The sequence below is a fragment of the Streptomyces pinistramenti genome (genome assembly GCF_020564935.1).
In the GTDB taxonomy this organism is placed as follows: Bacteria; Actinomycetota; Actinomycetes; order Streptomycetales; family Streptomycetaceae; genus Streptomyces; species Streptomyces pinistramenti.
In genome coordinates this window covers 53,219-78,106 of sequence record NZ_JAJCXB010000028.1, presented here as the reverse complement: position 1 = coordinate 78,106, position 24,888 = coordinate 53,219, and the positions used below count along the sequence as shown (strand labels likewise).

Here is a 24,888-nt window from a genome sequence, read left to right as displayed (position 1 = left end):
CACAGACGATCGAAGGCGTGCGCCTGCCGGGACGGCCAGAAGGGCTCCAGGTCGCTGCGACCTGTCGCGGTGTCTCTGAGGCTGGCCATGACGCCATTCAACCAGACGGCCGTTGATATGTCCTTCACACGGGCGCCGGTGTGAGGTGGATCGCCGCGGGGGGCGCGGTCGCCGTTCCGTCGGCGCCGTCACCCGGGCCGTGCGCCGCGGCGCGGCACACTGGTGCCATGACGACCCCGCGCATCGGACTCCTCGGCACCGGCTTCTGGGCGCAGCGCGTCCACGCCCCCGCACTCGCCGCCCATCCCGGCGTCGAACTCGCCGGTGTCTGGGGCCGCCGGCCGCAAGCGGCGGCGGAACTGGCCGAGGCGTGCGGCACCCGCCCCTGCGCCACGCCCGACGAGCTGATCGCCGGCTGCGACGCCGTCGCCATCGCCCTGCCGCCCGCCGTCCAGGCCCCGCTGGCGGTGCGCGCCGCGGCGGCCGGTTGCCATCTGCTGCTGGACAAGCCCGTCGCCCTCGCGCCGGACGACGCCCGCGCGGTGGCCGAGGCCGCGGACCTGGCCGGTGTCGCCTCCGTCGTCTTCTTCACCGCGCGCTTCGGCGTGACCGAGGCGGCGTGGATCGACAGCAGGGCGGCCGAAGGCGGCTGGTTCACCGCGCACGCCGACTGGCTCGGCTCGGTCTTCGCCGAGGACAGTGACAGCCCGTACGCGGCCTCCGCCTGGCGGCGCGAGAAGGGTGCCCTGTGGGACGTCGGGCCGCATGCGCTGTCCGTGCTGCTGCCGGTGCTCGGCGACGCGGAGAAGGTCGTCGCGGTGCGCGGCCCGGCCGACACCGTGCTGCTGACGATGCGGCACCGGGGCGGCGCGGCGAGTTCGGCGACCCTGAGCCTGACCGCCCCCGCGGCGGCGGCCGGTGTCGCCGTCACACTGCGCGGCGCCGCAGGAACCAGCGTGCTGCCGCGCCGCCAGGACGGTCCGCTGCCCGCCTACCACCGGGCCGTCGACGCGCTGCTCGCCGCTGCCCGCAGCGGCCGCCCGCACGCCTGCGACATCCACTTCGGCCGGCGGGTCACGGACCTCCTGGCACGGGCGGAGGCGGCCCTGGGATGAGGCCGCAGGCCGGGCCGCCGCACGCTTGCGGGACGGATTCATAGCTTCCAAGGCATGGGTATATGGCGGAATTGGTCGTGGATGGCATCATCCGGGCGCCTTAGCGTGCAAGGGCACCACCCGAGCCGCCGCCCGTCACGGGCGGCGCCGCGTCGCACGAAGGAGCCGCCCCGCATGAACGCCACCGCCGCCTCTCCCGGCCCCGACACCCCCTACGGGGATGTCCTCCTTGCCGCCCTCCGGCGCGATCCCTCCCGTACGGCGCTGATCGCCGCCGACGGCACGGAGGTCACCGCGGGCGCGCTGCACGCCACCGTGCACCGCATGGCGGCCGAACTCGCCGCCCGGGGCATCGGCCGCGGCAGCACCGTCTCGCTGCTGAGCGGCAACCGCCCCGAGGTGCTCGCTGCCCGTTACGCGGCCAACCACATCGGCGCCCGCGTGGTGTTCCTCTACGACGGAATGGCCCCGGACGCGCTGGCCGCCGTCGCGGACAGCGTGGACACCGAGCTGCTGATCGCCGACCCCGGCCTGCACGACACCGCCCGCGCCCTGCTCGCACGGCTGGACGGTGCCCGCCCCGCCGTCCTCACCCTCGGCCCGGTGGACGACGCGGACCCCGGCGCCCCGGAGCGGCGCGGCGATCCCGAACCGCCCCTGGGCGACGACCTCTTGGCCGCCTGCGCCGCCCGTACCGTCACCCCCGAGGTGCCCGGCGCCGCCCGCCCCGGGGACGACTGGTGCATCCGGCACACGGGGGGAACGACCGGTATTCCCAAGGGAGTCCGGATGGCGCACGCCCCGTACGCCCGGATGCTCAGCCGTCCCATGGCGGCCGCCGGAGACCCGCCCCGCCTCCTCGCCTGCACCTCGCTCGCGCACCTCGCCGGCGTCCTCGCCGACGTCACGCTCACGGCCGGCGGCACCGTCGTACTCCGGCGTGGCTTCGACCCCGGCGACGTCCTGGCCGCCGTCGCCCGCCACCGCATCACCCACCTGTGGCTGCTGCCGCCGCTCCTCCACCACCTGCTCGACCACCCCGACCTCGCCACCACCGACCTCAGCTCCCTCACCCGCCTCACCTACGGCGGCTGCCCCGCCTCGCCGTCCCGGCTCCGGCAGGCCGCCGAGGCGTTCGGCCCGGTGCTGTACGGGATGTACGGGCAGTCGGAGGCGATGGCGATCACCGAGGTGGGTCCTGCCGACCACGCCGTCACCGGGCCCGGCGGCCGGATCACCGTCGGCCGCGCGCTGCCCGGTGTGGAGATCGCCGTCCGCGACGCGGCGGGCCGCACCCTGGGGCCGGGGGAGCGCGGCGAGGTCCATGTGCGCTCGGCCGGCGTGATGAGCGGCTACTGGAAGCAGCCGGAGCGTACCGCCGAAGTGCTCGTGGGCGACGGCTGGTTGCGCACCGGGGACGTCGGCGTCCTCGACGACCAGGGGTGGCTCTTCCTCGTCGACCGGGCCAAGGACGTGATCATCGTCGTCGGCGGCCATGTGCAGCCGGGCGAGATCGAGGACCTGCTGCACTCCCACCCGGATGTCGCCCTCTGCGCCGTCTACGGGGTGCGCACCGCCGACGGGGACGAGGAGGTGTACGTCGCGGTGGTCGCCGCGCCGGGGCGCACCGTCGACCCCGAGGAGCTGCGCGAATTGGTGGTTCACCACAAAGGCGTGATGTACGCGCCGGCCGCCGTCCACGTCCGCGAATCCCTGCCCCTGACCCCCGTCGGCAAACCCGACAAGGCCCGCCTGCGGAAGGATGCCGAGGGCCCTGCCGCCTCCGCCTGAAGTGGTCGGCCACGCTCCCTCATATCCCTGCTGGCCAGGGGCTTTTGTCAGTGGTCGGCCGTAGGATGGGAACCAGTAAGTGAGGGTTCACCACAGCATCAGGAGGTCGCCGATGGCCACTGCCACTCTCATGACGAAACCCCTCCCCGCCCACCCGCTGCCCAAGCGTCCGCTGCCGGCCGGCTGGCCGCGTGAACGCTATGAATCCCACAACCGCAGGCTGAAGGCCATGCGCCTGGCCATAGCCCTGCTCGACACCGGTGTCTACCGCCCCGAGCAGGCCCGCAACCGCACGATCCGCTCGATCGCCCTGGACATCGGCGTGCACCCGCCGTCCGACACGACCTGCCGTCTGGTGCGCGCCCTGCTCTACGACAACTGCTGACGCAGCCGCCGAAGTGGCAGCGGCCGGGCCGCCCGCGGGCGGCCCGGCCGCTGCCGGCGGAAGTCCGCTAGGACGCGCCCGCCCTGTCGGCCCCGCCCGTCTCCCCGGGCTCCGGGAACGCGGCCGTCTCCGCCAGCGCTGTCTCCAGCCAGGTGATCCAGAAGGTCTCCAGGCCGATCCCGGCCTGGAGCACCAGCCGCCGCAGCCGGTCTTCCGGCGAATCGGCGGCGGCGAAATCGCGCTGCTCGATCGCGGTGTACTCGGCCAACTGCCGCTGGTGCAGCGCGAGATGGCGCCGCAACTCCTCGTCCAGCCCGTCCCGCCCCACCACCGCGGCCGCCCGCAGCCGCAGCAGCAGCGCGTCCCGGGCCGGCTTGGGGTCCTGCGGCCCTGACGCCCAGGCGGTCAGCTCGGCGCGGCCCGCGGGCAGCACCTCGAACTCCTTCTTCCGCCCGCGGGACGGCTGCGCGGCAGGCAGCGCCCGGATCAGCCCGGCCTGCTCCAGCTTCCCCAGCTCCCGGTAGATCTGCTGATGCGTCGCCGACCAGAAGTAGCCGATCGACCGGTCGAATCGGCGTGTCAGCTCCAGCCCCGACGAGGGCTTTTCCAGCAGGGCGGTGAGGATCGCGTGCGGCAGGGACATGGGGAAATCCTAGGGCGGCCCACCGGACGCGCCCCGGGCACGCACGTGAGCCCGGCGGCGTCCGCTCACAGCACCGCGGCGAGCCGGGTGCCCTGGTCGATGGCGCGCTTCGCGTCCAGCTCGGCCGCGACGTCCGCGCCGCCGATGAGACGGGCCGGGTGCCCGGCGGCGGTGAGCGCGTCGTACAGCTCGCGGCGCGGTTCCTGCCCCGCGCACAGGACGATGCTGTCCACCGCCAGGATCTGCCGCTCGCCGCCGACCGTGACGTGCAGCCCGGCGTCGTCGATGAGGTGGTAGTCGACGCCCGCGTGCAGGGTGACGCCCCGGTGGCGCAGTTCGGTGCGGTGGATCCAGCCGGTGGTCCTGCCCAGGCCCGCGCCGACCTTGCTGGTCTTGCGCTGGAGCAGGTGGACGGTGCGCGGCGGCGCCGTCCGCTGCGGCGCGGCGAGCCCGCCGCGCGCGCCGTATCCGGTGTCCACGCCCCACCTGCGGAAGAACGCCGCCGGGTCCAGGCTCGCCGCCTCGCCGTCGTCGGTGAGGAACTCCGCGACGTCGAAGCCGATGCCGCCGGCCCCGATGACGGCCACCCGCTCGCCGACCGGGGCGCCGTCGCGCAGCACGTCGAGGTAGCTCAGCACGCTGGGGTGGCCGATGCCGGGGATCTGCGGGCGGCGCGGGGTGACGCCGGTGGCCAGCACGGTCTCGTCGAAGCCGCCGCAGGTCAGCGTGGCGGCGGTGACCGCGGTGCCCAGCCGGACGTCGATGTGCCACCGGTCGAGCTGGTGACGGAAGTAGCGCAGCGTCTCGTGGAACTCCTCCTTGCCCGGCACCCGGCGGGCGACGTCGAGCTGTCCGCCGATCCGCTCCGCCGCGTCGAACAGCGTCACCTCGTGGCCGCGTTCGGCCGCCGACACCGCGCAGGCAAGACCGGCGGGCCCGGCGCCCACCACCGCGACGCGCTTGCGCAGCCGGGTCGGCGCGAGCACCAGTTCCGTCTCGTGGCAGGCCCGCGGGTTGACCAGGCACGAGGTGATCCGGCCGCTGAAGGTGTGATCGAGGCACGCCTGGTTGCAGCCGATGCAGGTATTGATGGCGTCCGCGGCGCCCTGCCGGGCCTTGGCGACGAAGTCGGGGTCGGCGAGCAGCGGCCGGGCCATCGCGACCAGATCGGCGGTGCCGTCGGCAAGCAACTGCTCGGCCACGTCTGGGGTGTTGATGCGGTTGACGGCGACCACCGGCACCGACACCGCGCCGCGCACCCGCCGCGTCACCCAGGCGTACGCGCCGCGCGGCACCGAGGCGGCGATGGTCGGGATCCGCGCTTCGTGCCAGCCGATGCCGGTGTTGATCAGCGACGCGCCGGCCGCCTCGATCCGCTGTGCCAGGGTGATCACCTCGGGCAGCGTCGAGCCGCCCGGCACCAGGTCGAGCATGGACAGCCGGTAGACGATGAGGAAGTCCGGGCCGAGGCGCTCCCGCACCCGGCGGACGATCTCGACGGGGAAGCGCATCCGCTTCTCGTACGAGCCGCCCCAGCGGTCCGTGCGCCGGTTGGTGGCGGCGGCGGTGAACTCGTTGATCAGATAGCCCTCGGACCCCATGATCTCGACGCCGTCGTACCCGGCCGACCGCGCGAGTTCTGCCGCCCGCACGAAGTCGTCGACGGTCTGCTCGACCTCCTCGTCCGTCAGGGCGTGCGGCGTGAACGGGCTGATCGGCGCCTGGAGCGCGCTCGGCGCGACCAGTCCGGCGTGGTGCGCGTACCGGCCGAAGTGCAGGATCTGCAGCGCGATCAGGCCGCCCTCGTGGTGCACGGCGTCCGTGACGACCCGGTGCCGTTCCGCCTCCGCCGCGGTCGTCAGCGCCGCGCCGCCCGGCCCCGGCCGGCCCGCGTCGTTGGGCGCGATGCCGCCGGTGACGATCAGCCCGACGCCGCCCCGTACGCGCGCCGCGTAGAACGCGGCCATCCGCGCGAACCCGTCCGGCGCCTCTTCCAGGCCGACGTGCATCGACCCCATCAGCACGCGGTTGGGCAGCGTCACGGAGCCCAGGCCGAGCGGGCTCATCAGGTGCGGGTACGGGCTCATCTCGGTCTCCTCGCGCGGCGGTGGTCAGGGCAGTTGTAGGGCACGGGAACGCGCTTGTGCAACAAGTTGCATAAAAGAGTGACCCACGCGACGCGGCCGGTCGGCGACCCTCGTGGCCACGGCATCGCGGCCGACCCGGACCCCCGGCCCCGCCGCCGTCCACCGTGTGCCGCGTCACAGCCGAGGTTCGCCGCCCGGGGGCGTCAACTCGGTTACTTCTCAGTAGAGTTGCCGAAGATCCGAGGACGACTCGGCACGGCCCGCCCGCCTGCCCGCACGCACCAAGACCCGTGAAGGCGCGTCCGGACACGTGGGGACGCGCGGAAGGGCGCGACGGACAACCGGACGCTCCCAGGCGCGTGGCACGGCGTGACAAGACGTGGAGAGGACTGCATGAGCACTCTGGAAGCCCTCACGCTCGACCGGATGGTCGACACGGACCGGTACCCCCTGGCAGACCCCCCGACCACCGAAGCGCAGGCCGTGGTCTCCCGGGCCCGGCACGACCTGCGCACCCTCGGCTGCACCGTGCTGACCGACTTCATCCGCCCCTCCCTCGCCGGCCTGCTGCGCGAGGAGTGCGCGGCCCTCGCGCCCCGGGCCCACTTCGATGTCGAGACGGTCAACGTCTACAACATCGCGGTGGACCGCGAACTGCCGCCCGGCCACCCCGGACGGCGGACCTTCCGCCGGGGCAACGCCTTCGTCGCCCGCGACCGCATCCCCACCACCACCCTCATCTCCCGCCTCTACTCCCACCCCGCCTTCCAGCGCTTCCTCGCCCACTGCTTCGGACTGCCCCGGCTGCACGAGCTGGCGGACCCGCTCTCCGGCCTCGTGCTCAACGTCGTCGAGCCGGGCATGGAACACCCCTGGCACTTCGACACCAACGAGTTCACCGTCAGCATGCTGACCCAAGAGGCCGAGGCCGGCGGCGAGTTCGAGTACTGCCCGTACATCAGGTCCGCCCGGGACGAACACTTCGACGACGTACGGGACGTCCTCGACGGCCGTGGCGACCACCTGGTCCGCCGCCTCCCGCTGCGCCCCGGCGGCCTCCAGCTGTTCACCGGCCGCTACGCCCTGCACCGCGTCAGCCCGGTACGCGGAGACCGCGCGCGGCACTCCGCGATCTTCGCCTACAGCGAGCGCCCCGGCGTCGTCGGCAGCCCGGCCCGCACCCGCCAGCTGTTCGGCCGGGTGCTCCCCGCCCACCTGGCGGCCGACGGCGGGGCCGTGCGGGGCGACCGCCTGCTGGACTGACGGCGCGCCGCGCACCGCCGTGGTACCCCATGAGGACAGGTCAGGACCCAACGCACAGAATCGAGAGCCGAATTGAAGAGCCGTCAGGACGTCGCAGCCGGTTCCACCTTCGCGCAGGAGGACAGTCTGCCGCGGGTGCCGCTGCCCACGCTGGAGGAGAGCTGCGAGCGGTTCCTCGCCTGGTGCGAGCCGCTGCTGACCGCCGACGAGCGGGCGGCGACCGAGGCCGAGGTCGCGGCCTTCCTCCGCCCCGGCGGCCCCGGCAGGACGCTCCAGGCGGCGCTGGCCGGGTACGACACCACGGACGGCGTGCACAGCTGGCTCGACACCTTCTGGCCCTACCGCTACCTGGGCCGCCGCGACCGCATCGCCCTCAACGCCAACTTCTTCTTCCTCTTCCGCGACCCCGCCCCGTCCCGGTCGCAGTCATCCCCGCCCGCGTCGGCGGCGCTGGACCGCGCGGCAGTCCTCATCGCCGGCGCCGTCGACTACAAGCGCCGGCTCGACAGGGAAACCATCCCGCCGGTGGTGCAGCGCGGCCGTCCCCAGTCGATGGAACAGAACAAGTTCCTCTTCTCCACCACCCGGATCCCCGGCACCGCACAGGACACCGTCCGCAGCCCCTACACCGCAGCGTGGCCGGGACCGTCCGACGCCCGGCACATCGTCGTCTTCCACCACGGCCACCTGTTCCGGCTGGACGTCATCGGCCCGGACGGCACTCCGCACAGCCTGGACGACCTCCGTGCGGGACTCCGCGCCGTCCAGCGGGCCGGGGCCGAACCGGCCGCCGACGGCACCTCGGTGGGCCACCTCACCACCATGGCCCGCGCCGAATGGGCCACCGCCCGCGACTCCCTCCTCGCCTGCCACCCCGGCAACGCCGCCGCCCTCGACACCGTCGAGACCGCCCTGTTCTGCGTCTGCCTGGAGGACTTCGCGCCCGCCGGCACCCAGGAGGCATGCGACGAGCTGCTGTACGGCGACCGCGGCAACCGCTGGTTCGACAAGGCCGTCTCCCTGATCGTCTTCGCCGACGGCCGCGCGGGCATCAACATCGAGCACTGCGAACTCGACGGCACCACCGTCCTCAGCTTCGTCGACGCACTGCTCGGCACCTCGCCCGACGAGCAGTCCCCACGCTCCGGCGCCCGCACCCAGGGCGCCCCCGAGCCGGAGCCCGTCACCTTCACCCTGGACGACACGCTGCGCACCCAAGTGCGCGCCGCCGCCGACGCGTTCGCCGCCTACGGCCGCGACACCGCGACCCGCACCGTCTCCTTCGACGACTTCGGAGCCGACGCGGCCAAGGCACTCGGCGTCTCCCCCGACGCCTTCGTCCAACTCGCCTACCAACTCGCCCACCAGCGGGCCAAGGGACACATCGGCGCCACCTACGAGTCGATCGCCACCCGCCAGTGGCGGCGCGGCAGGACCGAGGCGATGCGCGTGGTCACCCCCGAGATCCAGCGGTTCGTGACGGCGATGGAGGACCCGGCGGCGGACCGGGACACCCGCCGCGCCGCGTTCCGGGCCGCCGCCGAGCAGCACGTCACCCGCGCCAAGGAGTGCCAGGCGGGCCAGGCACCCGAGCAGCACCTGTGGGAACTGGAACTGATCCAGCGCCGCCGCGGCCCCGAACTCGGCCTGGCCGAACAGCCCGCCCTCTACCGCTCCCCGGGCTGGCTGACCCTGCGCGACGACTACCTCAGCACCAGCTCCGCGCCGTCCGTCCACATCCAGTACTTCGGCTTCGGCTCGACCAGCAGCCGCTGCATCGGCGTCGCCTACGTCCTGCTGCCCGACCGCTTCAACCTCTACCTGAGCACCCCGCTCGCGGTCGCCGACCCGATGCACGCCTTCGCCGACCACCTCCGCGGCGCGGTCACCGAACTCCGCACCCTGCTGAGCGCCGACTGACGCCCGCGCGGGCCGCCGCAGCCGACGGCGGTCCGCGCACCGCACCCCCTCACTTCAACAATCGCGACATCCGCCGGTCCGCGAGGATCTTCCCGCCCGTCTGGCACGTCGGGCAGTACTGCGACGACGAATCGCTGAACGACACCTCACGGACCGTGTCCCCGCACACCGGACACGCCGCACCCGTCCGCCCGTGCACCCGCATCCCGCTCCTCTTCTCCGCCTTCAGCTCCCGCAGCCCCACCCCGCGCGAGCGCGCCACCGCGTCCGTGAGCGTCGCCCCGATCGCCGCGTGCACCCGCGCCACCTCCTCGTCGGACAGCGTTCCCGCCACCTTGAACGGCGACATCCGCGCCACGTGCAGAATCTCGTCCGCGTACGCGTTCCCGATCCCGGCCAGCACCCCCTGATCGCGCAGCACCCCCTTGATCCGCCGCCGCTCGCCCCGCACCATCCCCGCGAACGCCGCCGACGTGAACCCCTCCGACAACGGATCGGGCCCCAGCCGCGCCACCCCGGGCACCTCCAGCGGATCGGCCACCACATACACCGCAAGATGCTTCTGACTGCCCGCCTCGGTCACATCGACCCCCACCCCCGCCGGCTCCACCAGCCGCACCCGCAGCGCCAACGGCCCCTTCCCCGGCCGCGGCGGAGCCTCGGGCATCCGCACGTTCCACCGCACCCACCCCGCCCTCCCCAAATGCACCACCAACGCCACCGCACCCACCCCGAACACCAAAAACTTCCCCCGCCGCTCCACTCCCTCGACCACCCGCCCCTCCAACGCCCCCACCGCCGGCTCATACGTCTTGAGCGCACTGACCGCCACCACAAACACCCGCTCCACGGTCCGCCCGCCCACCTCCTCGTCGAGGAACCGAGCAAGAGCCTCAATCTCCGGCAATTCGGGCATGGGGTCAGTGTGCCTCGATCGGATGTGTGCGGATACCCGGAGAGGCGGCGAAAGCCCGGTACCCACCCGGGATGCCGGACGGGAACACCACCGGATTCGGTACTGTGACAGGGGCCCCGCCCGGCACAGTGCCGAACGGGGCCCGTTGGCCTCAGAGAGTGCAGTGCTCCTCCCGCACACCCGCATCCGTCTCGGGATCGACCGCGTACAACGGGTGTTCCTCGATCCCGAGCGCGCGCATCAACAGGGCGGTGGGAACCCGGTACCGATACCCCGCACGCAGCACTGTGCAGGGAAAGGTGCCTGCGTCGATCATCCGGTACGCGGTGGAGACGCAGACGTCCAAGGCCCGTGCGGCGGTATGCAGGTCCACCACCACCGGAAGTGCCAGCATCTCGGCGAAGCTGAGCGGTCCGTACCTCTTGCTGCTCATCGCCGCCTGCCCCGGGGACGCAGGGACAGGGTGCCGAGGCGGGGCCTTCGCCGGATGTGCCGGGCCAGCCTGACGACCTCGCGGAATCCGGAGTCATCCGCCGACGTTCCGCTCGTCCCGCCTTCGCCGCGAGCCGCCGGGACGGTGAAGTGCAACGGAGCACTCAGCCCCGCCGGTCCGTCCGGCGGAGTGACCTCGACGTGCCACTCGGAGCAGCCGTCGGCCTCCTCATCGGCCGCATCGTCCGGGGCATCGGCTCCCGGGTGCCTGTCATCCGTCGCCATGCTTTCGATGTGTGCGGTCGGCACCAGGCCGCGTGCGGAGCGTGCGAACCGCCATGCCTGGCTACGTGCTGCCCTGAGCAGGACATCCCGATCTTCGGGAGCCACGGTTGGCAGCGTCTCCAGCAGGGCGAGAACCATCTCTGACTCGGTATCGGACCGGGCGGCGCGCAGCCGCGTACAGATCCGGTAGACACTCCCGCTCAGTCGGGGCAGCGCGAGCCAGACCAGCAGCAATCGCCAGGGCCCCTGCGGCTCGGTGTCGTGCTGTGCCGCACGGATCGCTGCCTGCCAGACCCCCGCGCCGACCGCCGGGTCCGCCTCGGCCCCGTAGAGCGCCGAGTGTGCTTCGGCGGGCGAGAGCGCTACGGGACCGTGCTCCGTGGCGACGGTCAGACGCAGATGCTCGACGGCCTGGGGATCGGCAAAGTAGCTCCTGACGACGGCGAACACTCCGCTCGGTGGGAGCAGCGTCATGAATATCCTCCTTCGGCACATATGAGTGCCGTGCAACCGGATGGATGAAGGTGCTCTGCGGGACAGCCCCGGCCGTCCTTGGCACCGGGGCGCAATGGGCATCGGCCCCGACGTCACAACAGCCCCACCCGCCTCATGCGTACGCACAAGCAGTAGGAAACGTGACGGGACGCGACGCCGGGCCGGGCAGTGGGACTGAGTGGACTCCCGCTGCCCTGCAGGGAGATGGGGGAGAGCGCGGCGGGTACCCAGCACGCTCATTGGTACGGCGGCAGTGCCGGTGCCGGCCGCCCTCCGGACGACCGGCACCGGCGAATTTCAGCTTCCGTTGCCGGCCGCCGCGCAGTGCGGCGGGTACGAGTCGGGCCGCTTGGGCGCCTCCGGCCGCTGCGGCCGACCGCCGGAGGACACGGACGCAGAGATGTGCAGCAGGGACATGTGATGCTCCTTCGAACTGTCGGCTGAAAACCGGCCGTTGAATACGGCCGGAAATGCATGAAGGGAACTGCCATATGGCTGGATCTCCCCGCCATGCCTGCCGTCGCCCGTACCCGCCGGACGCTTTCGTCCGGCGCTCTCGGTGGCGGCAGAAACATCGTGGCAGCAGTCGCCGGCAGCGCCAGGGGAAAAGTGTGTATCGAGCGTGACACCACCGTGAGGAAACCTTCCTCACGGTGGTGTCACGGAAAATCAAGAAACCCCTGATGGGCGCGTGTTCTGCTGGCATCCTGCCGGGCAGGGAGTGGCACGACATCGCGAAGGGAGAACACAGTGGATATTTCTGTGCTCGGGCCTGTGCGCGTCGTCCGGGACGACGCGTCACAGGAACAAAATGCGACCAAAGTGATGGCCTTGCTGGCCCTCCTTCTGGTCTCTCCCGGCCTGCACGCCACGCATGAGCACGTCAAGAAGTGTCTCTGGGTGAGCGGGGGACCGGAACCGGCGCGCGTCCGGAAGCTTGTCAGCCGGCTTCGTGGGTGGATCCCCGGTGTGGAAGTCCACTCGAACCTGCGAAACGCGTGTGCGATTTCCGTTCGAAGTGACCTGGTTGATTATCTGCGCTTCAAGCAGCAGGTCGAGCTGGCACGGCATCAGTCCGGACTCGATCGTCTTGAGACCTTGAGATGCGCGCTGGCCGAGTGGCAGCTCGGAGGGCCCCTCCAGGGTCTGTCCGGCCCAGGATTCGAAGAGGAGAGGTGCAGGCTTCGTGAAGAATGGCAGGGTGCGGCCCTGAGCTACCTGGACGGGCTTATCGAAGCGGGGCTTTGTGATCGAGCGATCTCCGATTCCGAGTCCCTGCTGAAGCACTCTCCCGGTAACCAAGACATCTTGGTGCGAAAACTCCGTTCACTGCCTTCCAGTTTTCCGAAGTCGCGGCTCGAAAGCGATTTCCGGAAATGGAAAAAAGAGCATGGACGCCCGGGTGTTTTGCTCGAATCCACCTTCCGGAGTTCGTTGGAGCGTCTTGGTAAGGGTGCGGGGCGGCCCATTCCGCGCCTTCTTCCTCGTGCTCCGGATGATCTCATCGGCCGCAGTCATGAAATAATGGCGATGCGAGAAATCTTGGAAGACCCGGATGGTTGCGGAGTGCTTCTGGTGCTCCACGGCACAGCAGGTGTGGGGAAGTCGAAACTCGCCCTGCTTCTCGCGAAAGAAACAGAGGAACAGTTTCCGGACGGGGCGCTCTATGCTGACCTCGATGGATTCACGAACGAGCAGCGAGTGCCGAGGTCACCCGCAGACGTTTTGGATGATTTCCTCGACGCCTTGAGAGTGAGGCCTTCCCGAGACACCTTGGAGAGCAAGGTGTATTCCTATCGTCATGAGCTCGCAAACCGATCTGTTCTCGTGGTCCTGGACAATGTCAGGAACGCCAAGCAGATGGAACCGCTCCTTCCTGGATCGGACTCGTGCGCCACGATCGTCACCAGCCGCAACGATCTCCGTGACTTCGACCTGAGGGAGACGGCGCGTCTGGTACGGATCGAGCCGCTGGCGCGCGATGACGCCAAGCTCGTCCTGCGCAAGGCACTCAAGGACACTGATTGGTACACGTATGTAGGACGCCTCGGCGAGATGGCTGACCTCTGTTGCAGATTGCCGCTCGCCCTTACCGTGCTGGCCAGACGGCTCGGTACGCGTACAGGCGCAGGAGTGAATGCCCTGTACGAAGAGTTGAGAGCGGATCACAGCAGGCTCCGTGCTTTGGGCCCGGACAATGAACAGCTGTCCATGAGACTGGCCCTCGACTGTTCCTACCGTGGTATCTCAGCTGAAGCGCGCCTTCTCCTGTGGCAGTTGGCGATTTTCCCCGCTCGGAGCATCGAATGGGAAACCTTGTTGGACATCGGACTGGCCGGCAATGAACGTGAGACGGTCGGCCGGGCGGCGGACGAGCTGGTCAGCGCAAGCCTGCTCGAAATCCAATTGGGGCGGTACATCATGCACGACCTGATCGGTTTGCACGCCCGCGAAAGGGGCAGCGCCGACCCGGAAATCGAAGAGAAGACGGTGCGTCGGGCGTTCGAGCACGTGCTGCACAACGTCTGGGCATGCGACAGGCTGCTCGATTCAGGCAGGCGACTGCCCATCGGTGACCCCGGTGACACAGTGGTCGTCGGGCAATCCGGCCACTGGAAGGCCATGGCCTGGCTCGACGAGAATTACGAGATGGTGCGGGAGACCATCCGCTGGTCGGTCGATCGGCGCGAGAATCGGTACACCTGGCTGATCTCGGCGGCCCTCGTCACCTACCAGTGGCGTCGCAACCGCTATGCGAATGCGGTCGAAAACCTCGTGATGGCGCGGGAGGCGGCAGATAGGGTTACGGAAGACCCGGGGCAATACGCCACGCTGGAAAGGCTTTTGGGTGGTTGTCACTGGAACTTGGACGAGGGACAGTCTGCACTCGCCCGTTTGAACCGTGCCCTCAGCTTCATCAAGAAGACGAACGGAGCCGATCCGCTGGGGCACGGTCGTACGCTGCGCCAACTCGCCCTCGTCGAGAAATTGACCCGCAACCATGAACAGGCTGCGGTGCATTATGAGCAAGCCCTGACAATCTTCCGCAGATTGGGCGACGCGCTCGGCACGGCCGGCGTTCTGAGCGGGCTGGGAAGCCTGAGTTACGCCAAGGGTGACTACGCGCAGGCGCTTCGGGTGTCCACGGAAGCACTCCACCTCTTCGAATCCATCCCTGATGACAACGCCTGCGCCAGTGTGTGGGGTCACCTGGGCGACATCCACCTCGCCCTGGGCAACCCCCAACAGGCCGTCTCGGCGTACAACAAGTCCATCGCGCTCTACCGCTCGATGGACTACCGCCACCGCGAGGCCGACCGGCTCAACCACCTTGCGGAGGCCCTGTCTCACCTCGGGGAGACTCAGCGGGCGAGCGACGCGCGACAGCGGGCCGGGCATCTGATGGACATCGCGCAGGTCACGGACGTCGTGCGCGCGCCGGAGCCCGGGGGCACGGAGGGACGGTAACCGCCGGACATCGGCCGCTACCGGGCTCCTCGCCCGCGCCGCCAGTACTCGGTCACATCCGGGCTCAGCGGTTTCCTCGGGCGCTTTTCCCCGACAGCCGGAAGCAGTGGCCGCAATTTCTCGAAGACTTCCTGAGCGCTTGAGGGGCGCTCCCTGGGGTCGAAGGCCACCATGCGCAGTGCCAGATCCCTGACCTCCTCCGGGATGCGTGCGGAGGCACGCTCGGAAAGTACCGCATGGTGTCTTTCCGGCCGTCCGCCGAAGCCGTCATACGGAAGTTCCATGACACACATCTCCAGCAGCATGCACCCCAGGGCGAAAATATCCGCTTGAGGCCCCAGAGAGATTCCGGGAACATACTGCTCAGGAGGGCTGTAACCGACCGAACCGCGCGGTTTTTCCACTGGAGATTGCGCATAGGCCGCGAGCCCCAGGTCGAGAAGCACCAAGCGGCCGTCCTCTTCCACCACAATATTCTGGGGTTTGATGTCGCAGTGGATGATTCCCTTCTCGTGTACGCGCACGAGAGCCTGGCAGACCTGCACGACAATCGAAGCCAAGACTTTTGTGCATCGAATGGGGCGGCGGGATGTCACCTGTAGCAGATTTTCTCCTGCAATGAAATCCATCACCATGCATCGACGCCCACGGTGTTCGAAGTACTCCAGGACGCTGGGGATGCCGGTCACGCCGGAGAGGAGGAACCCCTTTCTCCCTTGCTCTTCGATGATCTCGCCCTTGTGGAAGTAGGTGGAATCCGTCTCGAACGTTCTCGGGAATTGGAACTTCACGGCCACCTGCCGCTCGGTGCGCCTGTCCCAAGCTGCGTGAATTACCCCCTCTCCTCCTCGCCCGATGGCCTCTCTGACCTCGTATCGATCGCGCAGGACTTCATTCGACAAAGCTATCGCCCTCTCTTGCTCGGATTCTCCAGTGCACGATTCCCGTAAAGTGAAAGGTGAAACATGGAAACGTGGACTCCGCCCAGCGGGCTCCTCAGGAAGACCCGGACTATCAGTGTTTCCGTCAGCATGCTGGATTTCACAGGCCAGCGCTGTCCGGCTTCCGACTCATTGAAAGCCATGGGGCTTCGGCCGGGAACATGGCGGCGTCGTACACCGGAAGCCCTGGAGCACTTCACGTTCGGGCCGTTCATGTCCGCGCTCGACCGGTCCGAACACCCGCCGGGAGACGGCCGTGCCGCCGGACTTGATGGCCGGCGGACACACGAAGGGCTCGACCGCTGGACCGAACACGCTGTTGCCACGTACCGGCATGCCTTCCCGGCCGATCCGGCGGCGCCGATGGCGGAAGTCGAAGAGCCGTGGGTCTACCGGTACCAGCCGGACGGAAGGGACCACCGCGGCGCCGACGAGTACCGCATCACGCTCTGGGGACGCTTCCTGTCCTCTCCCGACGGAAGCGTGCGGGAACTCCGTGTTCCCGCATACCGGTTGGGCAAGCCCGTCAGCGATGTACGACGTGCCGTCACCGCCTTCGTGATGGCGGAGGGCACGCCGGGGCCGCCTCCCGAGCGGGTCCGCGTGCTCCGGTTCGCGCTGCTGGACGGGCGGACCGAGGTGCTGTTCAACGGTACCCGCGACGAAGCCGTCGCCCTGTACCGCGAGCACGGCAGCAAGGCGCTCACCGAACTGCTCGACCGTCCGGAATACCGCCCGGGTTCCGCCTGCATCGGCTGCTCGTACCTGACCACGTGCCCGGCCGTACCCAAGGCTCCCGGGCTGCTGGGGGTACGCAGCGAGCAGCCACGCCCACGCCGGAGTTGGTCGGCGACAAACGGTCGCAGCTATCGCACCTGTCCGGCCCGCGATCATCTGCGTCGCCTGCGGCTGCCCGCCGCCCGGGAGCTGGAGGCCGCACCCGATGCGGAGCGCGGTCGCGCGGTGCACGCGTACCTCGCGGCGCAGCACTCCGCGCATCCCGTCACACCGTGCACCCCACACGTACCGGCCCATTGGGTTCCCGAGAGGTACGAGCTGACGGACGAGCAGCGTCGCTTGGGGGCGACGCTGCTGCGGCGCCACGCCGCGGTCTGCCCACTGCGCCACCTCCGCGACGACGACACGCTGCTGGCCGAGCAGCGGCTCGTGCACCACGACACCGAGGCCGATGTCCTGATCATCGCCGACCCGGATCTGCTGTACCGCGATGGTGAGTCGTGGGTGTGGCGAGAGGTCAAGTCCTCCTCCCGAAACAAGCGTTGGTGGCGCGATCCGCTGCGGGCCTATCCGCAGCTGGCGCTCGGCGTGCTGCTGATCTCCCATATGGAGCTCGGCGGAGCGCGTTCCGGAGCGCGGGTCGAGCTGGAGGTGCTGCGGCCCGGGGGAGCTGATCTGGAGATCATCGATCCGTATACGCCCGCCGTACGGGAAACAGCCGACGAGGTCGTCCGGGACCACGTCCGAGATTGGCACCAGGATGACCTCTTCGCCCCGCAGCCGGGCGAGCACTGCGGCACGTGCGAGGTCAGCCGCTGGTGTGCCGCGGCGTCGGTCGGGGCCGCCGCGTGAACACGCTGGGCATCCCGGTGACACCCCCAGGCGACGAGCCGGGTCTTTCCGGCCTCTATGCCGAACTCGCAGGTGCCCTCACCGTTCTGGACGACCAGCAGTGCCTGGCTTCCTTCTCCCTGCCCTACCCGCCGGCCGTGCAGCTCCTCTACGACCGTGTGGTTCTGCGCTGCATCGAGCAGCAGCGGACACCTCCCGCCAGCCTGCCGGACCTCGTGCAGTGGAGCCGCGAGTCCCGCGCCGGCGAGGAGCCCTTCGCGGTGCCGGCCTCAACGATTTCGCCGGACGCCAGGCTCGTGCATCCGCTCGGCCGCGTACCGACCCGGGCCTGCCTGGAACTGGCTTCGGCGGACCGAGGGGGCCTGGCGGCGGGGGAGGCGCATGCCCTGTTGGGGATGGTCAAGGAGCGTTGCGTTTCGGAGAGTTCGTTCCGCAAATGCCGTGACTTCCTCATCAGCACGCCCGTCCTCAGCGGGCGGGAACCGTTGTCCAGGAAACGGCGCTGGGACGACCGCTTGTGGAGGCGGGTCGCGGATCTCTACGTTCCGGTACCGGAGTTCCTCAGGAGGTACGACGTCCTCGCACTGTGTGCGACGTGCGAGTTACCGGCACTGCTGCCCCGCGACGGCGACTTCGAGCGCATGGAGTGGTGCGAGAGCGAGACCTGTCGGACCGACCGACCGCCCCTTCTGCTGCGCGATCCCGGGGAGGTCATGCTCTTGCGCAGGTGCTTGCGCGTCTTCCTCGTGCTCCCGGGGCGGGTGGAGCGCAGCGCACGCCAAGCCCTCCATGCCGCCGGGATCCCCGTGCGGAGCAGGCCGGACCGTCCGGGCACCTACGAGCTTGTCGACTCCGACGGGACCGACCGCGTCCTGCGGTCCTACGACCGTCTGCAACCCGCCCTGCTCGCGAGGACCGTCCGCGAGGAGTGCTCCGACGCACCGGAGTGCGCGGTGGTGGTTGTGCCGCAGCAGTGCCTGGCACAGCCGGACTTCGAAGCTGCCTTCGCCGCGCCGTTCCCCGGCCCCTCACGGCCGGCGCTGGTGACGCCCAACGGACTGGCGGCGGAGATGCGGCCCCCGCCACACGAGCAGAAGGAGAACAATGCGTAGCCTCGCCAAACACGTGCATGTCCTGATGAGAGAGCTATCCGCCTACTCCACCTCCAAGCTCGAAAATGCCCAGCTCGAAGCGGTGTGCCAGGTGGAGATCGGGCTGTATCTCCAGCAACGGTTCTCCCCCGGCGCGCCGGCCGTGGAGGCGTGGACGCTGTTCAGCGGGTACCCGTTCGCAAAGGCTCGTGGGCTGTCGGCGACTGCCGGCCAGGAACAGGTGCTTCGTGTGGCGCGGTACACGATGTGGACACTGCGGCGCCGCCGTGCCTGGAAGGAAGCGCTGGAGTCATACCAGCAGCTCGACCGGCAGCTGCGGGGTTACGACGTGGTGTGCCCCGAGCTCCCCGCCGTTCGCCTTGCGCCGCCTGCGGCCCCGGACCGCTGGGACACTTATGACGAGTTGTTGAGCCAGGCGCCGCCGTTGGAGGGTGCTCCCTTCCCCTTGGCGAAACCGGGGCCGCACGGCTTCTTCCTGGGGCGTGGCACCGCCACCGTTGACCTGCCGCTGCTGCCCACGCCCTCGGCCACGGCGCACGACATGGATGAGTCCCGGCGTTCAGTGGGCCCGCTGACGTTCAGCCGTGCCGAGCTGCTGCGCACGGCGGCGGAGATGGACGCGATACACCCACAACGCTGGGTAGAGCGGATGGGCGATCCATTTCTCAGCACCAGTAAGGGCCCGGGTGCGGGGTTCGAAATGGCCAAGGAGTTCACGGTCGACGGGCTTCAACACCTGCTGGGCATCGTCGGTGCGGGGAAAAGCACACTGCGCGACGTCATCGCGGTACACCTCGCCAAGTGCCGGGTGCCGAAGCGGGTGACCGTGGTGGTCGGCGACGTCGCCGAGGTGCTCAAGCTCGTAAAGCTCTACAACCTCTACACCGATCATGCTGCGGCCCCGGTACTCGGTGCATCCGGTAAGGAGCGTCACGCGCAGCGGCTGCACCGCAGGCTCGCAGGCGGTGGTGAACACCGGCTACTGGCCCACGATGACCCGGCCTTCGCCTACCTGAGCACCTCCTGCGCCCTCAATGCCCTGCGCCCGCAGGCCACGGACGATCCTCTGACCTTTGGCGAGGCACCCTGTGCCCGGCTGCTGCCGCCGTCCACGCAGCCGCCGGGCAAGAAGAAGCGCAGGGACGCTCGGTGGCAGAAGCAGCCCGTCGGCTGCCCTCTGTGGTCGGCCTGTCCGCGCCACCACGCCGCCCGCGCGCTCGTAGACGCCGATATCTGGGTGACCACGATGCCCGCTCTCGTGGATGCCGGTCCTCCCAGAGCACAGAACGGTGAGCGGATTCGTTACCTGGAGCTGGCATGCCGCCGCAGCGATCTGATCATCGTGGATGAAGCCGATCGCGTACAGATGCAACTCGACGAGATCTTCGCGCCCGGTGTGCCGCTGGTCGGCGGGAACGACAAGCGCGCCTTCCTGGACGACGTCAACGAGCACAAGGTCCGCGAACTGGCTGTGGGCGGCCGTACTCAACTCTCCGACCGTGATGTGGAGAACTGGTCGGCCGCACTGAACACCGCGACCACGGCCACCGACCGGCTCTATGCCATGCTCGTCGGGGATCGCACACTCAGGGACTGGGTACGGACCGGCTACTTCAATGCCTGGACCCTGCAACTCCGGCTGCTGGAGGAGCGATACCCGAAGCCGAAGGAAGCCGCAGCCGGGTCGCCCGAGGCCGTCGATGTGCACAAGGCGGAGCGTGACGCACTCGTCGACATGCTGGATGCCTTCCGGGACAACCCCTTCGGCGACCGGGGTCTGCCGAACGGCATGGATCTCGTGAAGCTCACCGGTGTTCTCGGCGAACTCCTGCACACCGGCAGACCAGAACGCACCCGAGCCCGTCTGCGCGGCGTGATGGACGAACTCTTCCGCCTCACTGCGTGGAAGGAGAACGAGCGCGCCAAGTATGAGAAGGCATGCGAAGAGCGCAGACGGCGGGCCGAAAAGCGTACGCCGAAGAGACCGCCGAAACCGCTGCCGACACCTGAGGAGAAGTACGAGGCGCTGGTCAAACGCTTCGAGTTCACTCTCATGCTGTGTGCGCTGGAACCCAAGATCGCCCTGATGAACGCGATGTGGCCGAGGGTCCAGACGGCGCTCAACCTCGGATTCAACGAGATGTACCGCCGGCCTGCCGACTACGGGCCGATGGTTCCCGAGGCTCCGATGGGCAACCTCCTGGGCTTCCGGTTCCATGTGAAGGAGCCGGACGAGGACGGTGTCCGCAGCGGCGAGCTCACCTTCTTCCGGTGCAGCGGTGTGGGGCGTGAGTTGCTGCGTGAGATGCCCAACCTGCCCACTGTGGACGGCATGCCGAGCACGAACGTCCTGCTCATGTCGGGCAGTAGCTGGGCGGGCACATCCAGCCGCTACCACATCCAGGCCCCCGTGGGGGTGCTGCTCGAACCTCCGTCGAGGCAGGTCGAGTTGATCGCCGAGGAGAGCGAATTCCGCATCGAGTTTCTGCACGGCGCGGAAGGGCCGTTGCACCTTTCCGGGGCCGATCTCGATGCGCGTCCGGCGATTCTGCGTCGCATGGCGATGCAGTTGGGCGCCGGCGAGGCCCAGGGGCATCAGAGCGGTGGCCCTCTGGAGCTGGAGTTGCGCGAGCTTCCTCCGGACCGGGACCAGATTCTGCTCCTGGTGGGCAGCTACGAGGAGGCCCGGCTGGTCGCGGACACCCTCCACACACTCGAAGGCGGACGCTGGCAGGGCAAGGTCCTGAGGCTGGTGTCGGACGACGACGATCTGGCTGACGACGACAGCGGTGACGGAGACGACGGCTCCCGGGCACGGGTTCTGCGGCGCGGCGATGTCGAGTCCTTGGCGGACTGTGAGGCCGACGTGCTGGTCGCCCCGCTGAAGGCCATCGAGCGCGGGCACAACATCCTCAACCGCGAAGGACAGGCCGCCATCGGCACCGTGTACTTCCTGGCCAGGCCCCACCCCCATCCAGAAGACCTGTCCCTGGCCGTGCACGCGATCAACGACTGGCTCGTACGCGCCCTGAAAGGCGGGCAGTTCGACACCTGGGTGCGTGAGGCCGCGAGCCTGGACGACGGTGCCAGGAAGATGCGGAACACGGCACGCTCGCAGTGGTATCGCGTGCTCATGCGGAGCATGGCCTGGAGCCGGCTCGGCGACGACCGCGAGCAGGTCACCTGGGACATGCTCGTCCTCATCTGGCAGGTCATCGGCCGACTCGTGCGCGGTGGTGTACCGGCACGTGTCGTCTTCGTGGACGCCGCCTTCGCACCGAAGCAGGCGGCCGACCCACCCGAACCGGACACCCCGAAGAGCAGCCTCCTGTTCAGCATCGTCGATGTTCTGGCGCGCTATTTCGAAGGGCACCCCGATGTACCGGAGGACGAGCGGCACATCGTCAAGGCGCTCTACGGCCCCCTCTGGGAGGCACTGAACCGCTGCCTGGCCGACGCCGGCACCACAACTGAGTCCGACACGGAACCGAGCTGCGAGCCGTCCTGAGACCGGAATCTGGACGGCACCGAACCGAAAGGGAGCCCGTATGTACAAATTCCTCCGTGCCACCGCCTACGAACCCGACCCGGCACACGGCCCCTGGGTCGAACACCCCCACGTGCTGACCTTTGCCCAACCGTGGCATGCCGAACTCACAGAGTTGTACGGACGCGTCAAGCGGCGGCGCGGACAGCCGGTCGCCCTGCCGGTGGGCCGCCTCAACTCCCTCCTGAGCGCCCTCGCCCCCGGTGTCGTCGCCATTGGACGCGGAGCGAGCAAGGAGCCCGAACTGCCGTGGATCTACGCCCGTGAACCCGTGCCGGCTGACAACCTCGTCCCGCTCATGACCACCTGGGCCGCTGACCTGCTGCACGGCCTGGAGGACCAGGAGGACGAGCCGGACGGCGCGTGTTCGGCCGAGACGCGTGATGACGCCGAACGGCTCCTCGACGCAGTCTGGGAGGGAGAGCCCGAGTGGCGTGCCACCTCCCTCGATCTCACCGCCTCCCGCCTGTCGGCCGGTGGAACGGCGGAGCCGGACCACCGGCTCTACAGCCTTCTGCCGGAATGGGTGGCTGCGCGGCTGGCGCAGCGCCCGTTCCGTATCCGTGACGGCGAACTCCGGTTTCGCATCGTCAATCGCCCGAACTGCACCGAGTTGGTCTCCTGGCCGCCGTTGCCGCACATGGCCGGACGCCGCACCTGGTACTACTCGGCGCTGATCAAGATCACCGTCCACACCGTGCCCTTCGTCCCGAGCCCTCGTGTGCACGTCACCACCAGTATTCGCCGCTGGGCGACAGGCGATGAAGCTCGCCCCAAGGCCCCGACCGGTGCCACCGTCCTTCTGGATGCCCCGCTGCCCTGGCCGGACACCGGCACCGTCCGAGCGCGGCTGATCGAGAACGTCATCGGGTACGACCGCCGGAGCAAAGGCATGGCCTGGCGCCGCCGCAGCACCGTCGGACTCTTGCCCGCGCTCGACATCGTCCGCACGTATCCCGCTCCGGACACGCTGCTGGCCTCCCCCGAGGACTGGCTCACCGGTCGCAACGGCGTCGCCGCCGGAATCGTTCACAGCAACCAGATGGGTGCGCACAAGATCGGTACAGGGCTCATGCCCGAAGAGCGCAGCGAGCTGGACACCTGGGTCGAGGAGGGGCTGCGCCCCCTGCTGCGACGCGTGCCGGATCTGACGCGGGTGAAGCAGCGCATCAAACCTGTCAAGCGGCCCGAGGGCGGTCCGGAATGGGCCAGGGCTCGCCGGCGCGCTCTGCGGACCGCACTGAACGGGGCGCCACTGGACATCGAGATCCTCTGGATGACGGCCGAGACAAGGGACGCGTTGCTCGCAAGCCTGGCCGGGCTCCTCGATCTTCCGGTCGCCGAAGGCGCCTCGGCGGATGCCTGGGAGTTCCGGGGGAGCGGACTGCACGTCCGGCTCCGTACGCGTCCCTTGGGCGCTCTGGGAGCGCCGTTGAAGCCCGTGCGGGGGAAGGCCGGACGTCGCGCGGCGCTCGGTGAGGCGATCCGCTCGCGTCGCGACGACACCGCTCGGCAGCTGGACGACGTCAGGTCGGCGACGGCGGTCGCGCTGGTGGAGCTCGGCGGCAAGAGCCGCTTCGGTGCGCAGGACTCGGACCCGAAGCATGCGGTGCGGCTCGGCTGCGCCCGTGCCGGCCTGCTCAGCCAGTTCATCACTCACCCGGATGATGCCGAGACGAGTCTCGACCACCGGGCCGACTCCGCCTGGCTCGATGTCTTCCGTCAGCTCGGCGCGCTCACCTTCCCCGGGTTCGACGCCGACGCCACGATTCCCGGCAGCCTGCAGTACCTCGGACTGTGGTGGGTGCGTCACAACGGCAAAGGCCCCACGCTGTGCGCCGGCGAACGGCTGGTTGCACTGCGAGTACGCCCGGAAGACTCTGCCCATCCGGTATGCGGATGGGATGACGCGCAGGGCACGTGGGTGCCGTATTCGCAGCTCCTGCTCTCGCTCGCAGCCGAAGCCGAGCCGTGCCCGACCTCGGCGGACGAGCCGGCCCCGTCCGCGGTGACGCGCCGCTTCACTCACAGGTCCGACCGGCACGACGAGGCTGCACGACAGATCAGGACCATCCTCTACGACCTGCGTGACCGTCCCACCCTACTGTTGGCCAACTCGGGTAACTTGCGCCAGAGTTGGCCCGGAATCACCAATGGCTCCCTCGTCCAGGACATGATCAATTTTGTCGAGGGCCCCCATCAGCGGCTCGCGTCGTACGGCTCCGACCTGCGCTGCGTACTGGTGAGGGACGCCAATGGGCGCGAAGAAGTCCCGGAGTGGTACGCGCATGACGACGAGGGACGGATCGGCTTCACCGAGGGACTGCGCGGCCCTGTGGACGCGCAGGGACGGGTGTTCGTCAGCACAGCGGCAAAACCGAAGAGCGGTGGGAAGCCCCCGAAGGGGCTGCGGAAGCTCATCCTCACGGACAGCTGGCCACAGGCCCCCACGGTCACCGCACGGAACCCGGCGTATCTGGAGGTGAACGTACTGGGATGCCTGTCGGAGAAGGCCCTGGCTGATGCCGGCCGGACCGACCTGGCCCCCGACCGGCCCGCTGAGTGGGCGGCCCTCGTCCACCTCCTGCGCCACCACGACGACTACCCGCCTCTTGCCGGGCCGCTCCCGCTCCACCTTGCCAGGCTGGCCGGCGAGTACGTGCTCCCGCTCCCAGTACGCCCACTGGAGAAACCGCGGACCGGTCGGACGCCCGACGCCTGTCGCGAAGACTCGTCGCCCACGCCGTCCGGAGACGGGAAGGTGCATGACGCGACGACGGATGGCGCCCCGTGCGCGGATGATCCCGCGGGCTCCGCCGACGCGGCACCGTGACCGAAGTACCGGCTCCCCGGACCCTTTAGCCGTAACTCGGCCGGCCCCGGTCCCTCCGCCACGGA

16 protein-coding genes are annotated in these 24,888 nt (G+C 69.5%); 10 read left to right on the top strand and 6 right to left on the bottom strand.

Translation table 11 applies throughout. The features are described from left to right. The first annotated feature begins 227 nt into the window (after nucleotides 1-227). The 3 genes from LIU39_RS20170 (at nucleotide 228) to LIU39_RS20160 (ending at nucleotide 3,291) form a co-directional block, all read left to right on the top strand. Complete coding sequence (locus LIU39_RS20170; protein ID WP_227048182.1) at nucleotides 228-1,115, top strand: Gfo/Idh/MocA family protein; 888 nt, start codon at nucleotides 228-230, stop codon at nucleotides 1,113-1,115. Between the two features lie 174 nt (nucleotides 1,116-1,289). After that, entirely contained in the window at nucleotides 1,290-2,906 is a 1,617-nt protein-coding gene (locus LIU39_RS20165; protein ID WP_227048181.1) for an AMP-binding protein, read from the top strand. Between the two features lie 112 nt (nucleotides 2,907-3,018). Beyond that, nucleotides 3,019-3,291: a hypothetical protein gene (locus LIU39_RS20160; protein WP_227048180.1), complete on the top strand. Its 273-nt coding sequence runs from the start codon at nucleotides 3,019-3,021 to the stop codon at nucleotides 3,289-3,291. Between the two features lie 67 nt (nucleotides 3,292-3,358). Here LIU39_RS20160 and LIU39_RS20155 read toward each other — a convergent pair whose 3' ends face one another. Together LIU39_RS20155 and LIU39_RS20150 are read right to left on the bottom strand one after the other, a co-directional pair. After that, a complete protein-coding gene (locus LIU39_RS20155) occupies nucleotides 3,359-3,934 on the bottom strand; it encodes a PadR family transcriptional regulator (RefSeq protein WP_227048179.1) in 576 nt (191 codons plus the stop codon). 65 nt (nucleotides 3,935-3,999) lie between these two features. After that, nucleotides 4,000-6,021: an NADPH-dependent 2,4-dienoyl-CoA reductase gene (locus LIU39_RS20150; protein ID WP_227048178.1), complete on the bottom strand. Its 2,022-nt coding sequence runs from the start codon at nucleotides 6,019-6,021 to the stop codon at nucleotides 4,000-4,002. Nucleotides 6,022-6,414: 393 nt separating this feature from the next. Here LIU39_RS20150 and LIU39_RS20145 point away from each other — a divergent pair, with 393 nt between their 5' ends. Together LIU39_RS20145 and LIU39_RS20140 are read left to right on the top strand one after the other, a co-directional pair. Further along, nucleotides 6,415-7,284 carry a HalD/BesD family halogenase gene (locus tag LIU39_RS20145; RefSeq protein WP_227048177.1) on the top strand — a complete coding sequence of 290 codons (870 nt, stop codon included), beginning with the start codon at nucleotides 6,415-6,417 and terminating at the stop codon, nucleotides 7,282-7,284. Between the two features lie 72 nt (nucleotides 7,285-7,356). Then, on the top strand, nucleotides 7,357-9,204 hold the full coding sequence (locus tag LIU39_RS20140) for a choline/carnitine O-acyltransferase (RefSeq protein ID WP_227048176.1): 1,848 nt from the start codon (nucleotides 7,357-7,359) through the stop codon (nucleotides 9,202-9,204). Between the two features lie 49 nt (nucleotides 9,205-9,253). On the opposite strand, the gene LIU39_RS20135 is transcribed toward LIU39_RS20140, so the two are convergent. The 3 genes from LIU39_RS20135 to LIU39_RS20125 all read right to left on the bottom strand — a co-directional run bounded on the left by LIU39_RS20135 (nucleotide 9,254) and on the right by LIU39_RS20125 (nucleotide 11,311). Further along, nucleotides 9,254-10,120 (bottom strand): Fpg/Nei family DNA glycosylase, encoded by an 867-nt coding sequence (locus tag LIU39_RS20135; RefSeq protein ID WP_227048175.1) that lies wholly within the window; start codon nucleotides 10,118-10,120, stop codon nucleotides 9,254-9,256. A 151-nt stretch (nucleotides 10,121-10,271) separates the two neighbouring features. Then, on the bottom strand, nucleotides 10,272-10,553 hold the full coding sequence (locus tag LIU39_RS20130; RefSeq protein WP_227048174.1) for a helix-turn-helix domain-containing protein: 282 nt from the start codon (nucleotides 10,551-10,553) through the stop codon (nucleotides 10,272-10,274). After that, complete coding sequence (locus tag LIU39_RS20125) at nucleotides 10,550-11,311, bottom strand: hypothetical protein (protein ID WP_227048173.1); 762 nt, start codon at nucleotides 11,309-11,311, stop codon at nucleotides 10,550-10,552. The genes LIU39_RS20130 and LIU39_RS20125 overlap by 4 nt, the downstream gene beginning before the upstream one ends. Before the next feature lie 771 nt (nucleotides 11,312-12,082). Here LIU39_RS20125 and LIU39_RS20120 point away from each other — a divergent pair. After that, nucleotides 12,083-14,800: a tetratricopeptide repeat protein gene (locus LIU39_RS20120; RefSeq protein WP_227048172.1), complete on the top strand. Its 2,718-nt coding sequence runs from the start codon at nucleotides 12,083-12,085 to the stop codon at nucleotides 14,798-14,800. Between the two features lie 17 nt (nucleotides 14,801-14,817). On the opposite strand, the gene LIU39_RS20115 is transcribed toward LIU39_RS20120, so the two are convergent. Beyond that, nucleotides 14,818-15,702, bottom strand: coding sequence for a serine/threonine protein kinase (locus LIU39_RS20115; protein ID WP_227048171.1), 885 nt, complete (start codon nucleotides 15,700-15,702; stop codon nucleotides 14,818-14,820). A gap of 63 nt (nucleotides 15,703-15,765) precedes the next feature. On the opposite strand from LIU39_RS20115, the gene LIU39_RS20110 reads away from it, so the two are divergent. The 4 genes from LIU39_RS20110 to LIU39_RS20095 are packed head-to-tail and all read left to right on the top strand — an operon-like array spanning nucleotide 15,766 to nucleotide 24,823. Then, nucleotides 15,766-17,331, top strand: a complete 1,566-nt coding sequence (locus LIU39_RS20110) for a PD-(D/E)XK nuclease family protein (RefSeq protein ID WP_227048170.1) — start codon at nucleotides 15,766-15,768, stop codon at nucleotides 17,329-17,331. Then, nucleotides 17,328-18,443: a pPIWI_RE_Y domain-containing protein gene (locus LIU39_RS20105; RefSeq protein ID WP_227048169.1), complete on the top strand. Its 1,116-nt coding sequence runs from the start codon at nucleotides 17,328-17,330 to the stop codon at nucleotides 18,441-18,443. The genes LIU39_RS20110 and LIU39_RS20105 overlap by 4 nt, the downstream gene beginning before the upstream one ends. 25 nt (nucleotides 18,444-18,468) lie before the next feature. Continuing rightward, nucleotides 18,469-21,951 (top strand): pPIWI_RE_Z domain-containing protein, encoded by a 3,483-nt coding sequence (locus tag LIU39_RS20100; protein WP_227048168.1) that lies wholly within the window; start codon nucleotides 18,469-18,471, stop codon nucleotides 21,949-21,951. Nucleotides 21,952-21,991: 40 nt separating this feature from the next. Next, nucleotides 21,992-24,823, top strand: a complete 2,832-nt coding sequence (locus tag LIU39_RS20095; protein ID WP_227048167.1) for a pPIWI_RE module domain-containing protein — start codon at nucleotides 21,992-21,994, stop codon at nucleotides 24,821-24,823. The last annotated feature ends 65 nt before the right edge of the window (nucleotides 24,824-24,888 follow it).